Raw genomic sequence first — 3,515 nt, 5'->3', positions numbered from 1 at the left:
GGTGTTGTCGCGCCAGGTCCCGCCCAGGTCAGCGGCGCGCTCCAGCACCACGAAGTCCGAGCGGCCGGCCCGCAGCAGCCCCACGGCGACCGCGAGGCCGGAAAAACCGGCGCCCATGATCGCCACTGGCACCCGCTCGGTCATCCCGGCAGGGTAGCGGCCGGCCTGCTCGCTGAATGGGACGCCGCGGTCCGACCTGCGGCGCGGCCAGCACCGCGGGGCTTGGTCCAGGTGGTCAGCTCACCGACTACGGCCTCAGGGCCTTGACCAGGGCGAAGGCCAACGACCAGTACCCCAGCGTGGTGGGGTGGATGTTGGCGTACGACGTGCACTCCCAGGTGAGCAGGCACAGCCGAGCCGTCTCCTGCGGGGAACCGGCTACGCCGTTGATCGCACCGAACGCGTCAGCGAGCTGCACGTGCTCGGACGCCGCGAAAGCGGCCAGCGCCTGGTTGACCCCGGCGAGGAGGGTGTCGCTGCCGGGCACGGTCAGGGCGAGCGGGTTGTAGAGGTTGAACATGACGATGCGTGCCGAGGGTGCCAGCGCGCGCACGGTCCCGAGGATGACCGCGTCGTTGGTCTCGATCGTGGTCAGGGTCGCGGTGATGCCAGCCTGCACGCAGGTCAGGTCCGGTTTGCAGCGCTCCACCAGGGCGAGCAGGTCGTTGGACCCGATGTCGATGGTCACCAGCTTTGTCTGAGCGCCGTGTGCGCCCAGGAAGGCTTGCGCCGCGGCCAGCTGTGAGGGGGACGTGCCGTAGGAGCTGTGCAGCGGGGCCGGCAGCCAGGGACATCCACCATGGATCAAGGTCGTGGTCGTCTCGCCGGGGCAGCCGTAGTTGACCAGCTGGAGCGAGCGGGTCAGCGACGCGTAGTCCTCCGCGTAGCTGCGGTAGTCGGCGGGGTTGTAGTCACCCTTGGCGACCAGGTTGGGCTATTAGCCGAAGGCAAGCGAGTCACCGAGGGACACGTAGTAGGGGGCGTCGGGTGCCCGCAGACTGGCCTGCGCCGGAGCCGCGACCATGGTTGTTGCGGCCAGCGCCGCGACAGCGAGAACGACGAGCCGGGCGCGCCACGAACCGATCACGAGCCACCATCCTCCCAGCGAGTGCTTGATGCGACCTAATCTTGGGGGTGCCCTAGGGCAAGACCCACAGCCTCAGGTGGTCCGTGCTGGGGCTACCAGCGGCGCGATGTCTTCGCGCTCCAGGCAGCCGCCGGGTGGTGGGGGCAGGCCCTGCGGTGAGCGCCGCCGACCCACAGCCACCACAGCGGGAGCAGCAGCCACAGCGCGAACCCGTGCGTGGCCACCACGACGAAGACGACGGCGAAGGTGACCAGCGACACGGGAAGGTGGACACGGTCGCGGAGGTTCGAAGGGCGCCTGCGGCCCGGCTGCGGCACGGCGACCGAGCGGGCGGGCAGGTCGGCGAACAGCGGGTGTAGGTCGTGCAGGTAGGTCGCCTGCGCCGCGGCGGTCATCCGCCGCTCGAACTCGTCGTGGTCCAGCCGGCCGGCCACGAACTGGTCGGACAAGGCCAGGATCGCTTCGTGCCGGTCCTGGTCGGAGGCCCGCAGCGCACGGCGCGGGACCGGGTCGGTCGCACTCATGGCTGGTCCTGGTCCGGCTCGTCGTTGGCGAGCAGCCGGTACAGGTCCGTGCGGGCCCTCTGCAGCACCCGCCGGGCCGCGGCTGCCTGGTCCGGCGTCCCGGCGGTGATCACCTGCACGGCCGCCGCGCCGACCCCGAACAGCAGCTGGCGCAGGTCGGTGACGTCCTCGTGCTCGGGTTCGGCCGAGTTGGCCTCGAACACCTGGGCGAGGGCCTCGGCCCGGTCCCGGACGTAGGCGCGACCGGCGTCGGTGAGGGAGAACACCCGGCGTCCTTCGACCTTCTCGTCGTCGACCAGGCCCTCGTCCTGCAGCGCGGACAGCGCCGGGTACACCGACCCCGGGCTGGGCCGCCAGGCGCCGCCGCTGCGCTCGGTGATGTCCTGGATGATCTGGTAGCCGTGCCGCGGCGCATCGTCGAGCAGCAGCAGGATCGCGCTGCGCACGTCGCCTCGGCCGGCCCGGGAGCGAGACGGGCCACTGTCCGGCCCGAACGGCCACCCGCGTCTTCCCTGGCCACTCGGGCCGCCGATCCAGCCGCCCCACGGCCCGCCCGGGGGCGGGCCCCACCACGGGCCGGGACCGCTGCGCGAGCCCATCTGGGCCCGGATCTTGCGCAGCACGTCCACCACCTGCGCCTCGAAACCCGAGTCACACCCGCCGGCCCAGCCCGCGGGACCGAACCCCGGTCCCCAGGCACCCGCCGCTGCGCCCATCGCCGTCTCCCCTCCAGCCGGAAGCGTCGCCCACTGAGGCGACGTTCGACGATATATCGCAGATACTCGCCGCACAAGAGGGACGCGTTGGCTCCAAGGACGCCCGCCACGACCGACCCGGCGACACCGGCACCCGCACCGGCATGGGCGGCCCGCAGCACCCGGTGGACGGCGGTGACGCGAACCGTGCGTTCCCGATGCTGAGCGCCATGGACGACCGGATCCGCCCCTTCGCCCAGCCGCTACGAGCGGCCCGGCTGCCTTCGACTTCCAGTGGCACGGCCTGGTCGGGTACAACGGCGGCGGCCTCCGGGTGGTCGGCGCCAGCCCCCGCCACCAGTCCGTGCCGCACAACCTCGGCGGCGACGGCGTCGGCTTGCGACCTGCCCGGCAACCACGCGGCGCGGTCAGCTGGCGAGCAGAGCCGTTGAGACGACCGCCCACGCCGTGTCATCGGGATCGCCCCGTCCCCTGGCGAGCACGGTGCCGCTGCGCGTGACGACGAGCACGTCCACGTCGTCGCTGCCCGGAATCGCCAGCGCCTTTTGGAAGGCGGCGACATCGGTGTAGACGGTGATCGTGCGCGCCGCCACGTCCGGGTCACCGATGCCTGCGGTCATCCCGCCGTCGATGGCGCGACGCGCCAACCGCCACCGCGTCGACAGGACGGGGACCTCGACCACGGCGACCCGGACCGGCCCGGTAACGCCGCGCGTGGTCGGCGGCCCACCCGCGGCCACCGCACGGTCGATCCATCGGTCCACCCTGGCCTGCTGCCACCGCTGGAACGCCACCACGGCCAGGGTGCGCTCCGCGAGGAAGTCGGTGGGCAACGTCAGCGGGACGCCGAGGAGGGTGCGCCCGGCCACGCGCGGGAACCGCGGCGACCTCGCCGGCGCGCCCGGCCTCGGAGTCTGACCCACCGGATCAGCGCGTGAGGTCAACACACGGCGCAGCGAGCATCCCGCGACGGTCAGGCGTCGTCCGAGCCGGCGTCCTTGGCGGCGGCCTTGATGTCGTCCGCGGCGACCTGGTCGATGGCCTTCTCGACGATGGCGTCGGCCTTGTCCAGCGCCTTGCGGATCTCCACGGCACCGGGGTCGGAGACCAGGGCCAAGATCCCGGAGTGCCCGGGGGCGATCGCGTCCTGCAGCTCCGCCTCGAGCTCGCTGCGGTGGTGCAGCTCCC

7 protein-coding genes are annotated in these 3,515 nt (G+C 72.5%); all 7 read right to left on the bottom strand.

Going from position 1 to position 3,515, the window contains the following annotated elements; all coding sequences use genetic code 11:
- Positions 1–144, bottom strand: a 144-nt coding sequence (locus VIM19_16260; protein HEY5186409.1) for an NAD(P)-binding protein, incomplete at its 3' end; no start/stop codon positions are given.
- 103 nt (positions 145–247) lie between these two features.
- Entirely contained in the window at positions 248–928 is a 681-nt protein-coding gene (locus VIM19_16255; protein ID HEY5186408.1) for an SGNH/GDSL hydrolase family protein, read from the bottom strand.
- 9 nt (positions 929–937) lie between these two features.
- Entirely contained in the window at positions 938–1,087 is a 150-nt protein-coding gene (locus VIM19_16250) for a hypothetical protein (GenBank protein HEY5186407.1), read from the bottom strand.
- 92 nt (positions 1,088–1,179) lie between these two features.
- Positions 1,180–1,611: a DUF1707 domain-containing protein gene (locus VIM19_16245; protein ID HEY5186406.1), complete on the bottom strand. Its 432-nt coding sequence runs from the start codon at positions 1,609–1,611 to the stop codon at positions 1,180–1,182.
- Positions 1,608–2,327, bottom strand: a complete 720-nt coding sequence (locus VIM19_16240; protein HEY5186405.1) for a PadR family transcriptional regulator — start codon at positions 2,325–2,327, stop codon at positions 1,608–1,610. Before VIM19_16240 ends, VIM19_16245 begins: the two co-directional genes overlap by 4 nt.
- Positions 2,328–2,734: 407 nt before the next feature.
- Positions 2,735–3,196 (bottom strand): hypothetical protein, encoded by a 462-nt coding sequence (locus tag VIM19_16235; GenBank protein ID HEY5186404.1) that lies wholly within the window; start codon positions 3,194–3,196, stop codon positions 2,735–2,737.
- A gap of 104 nt (positions 3,197–3,300) precedes the next feature.
- A partial coding sequence (locus tag VIM19_16230; GenBank protein ID HEY5186403.1) for a hypothetical protein occupies positions 3,301–3,515 on the bottom strand: 215 nt, incomplete at its 5' end.

It is taken from the genome of Actinomycetes bacterium, assembly GCA_036510875.1.
GTDB lineage: Bacteria > Actinomycetota > Actinomycetes > Prado026 > Prado026 > DATCDE01.
This window is presented reverse-complemented; position numbering and strand designations above follow the sequence as displayed.

Excerpts from the sequence above, each read along its gene's own strand:
- VIM19_16245 (HEY5186406.1), bottom strand. The coding sequence starts at position 1,611 with ATGAGTGCGACCGACCCGGTCCCGCGCCGTGCGCTGCGGGCCTCCGAC.
- VIM19_16240 (HEY5186405.1), bottom strand. The coding sequence starts at position 2,327 with ATGGGCGCAGCGGCGGGTGCCTGGGGACCGGGGTTCGGTCCCGCGGGC.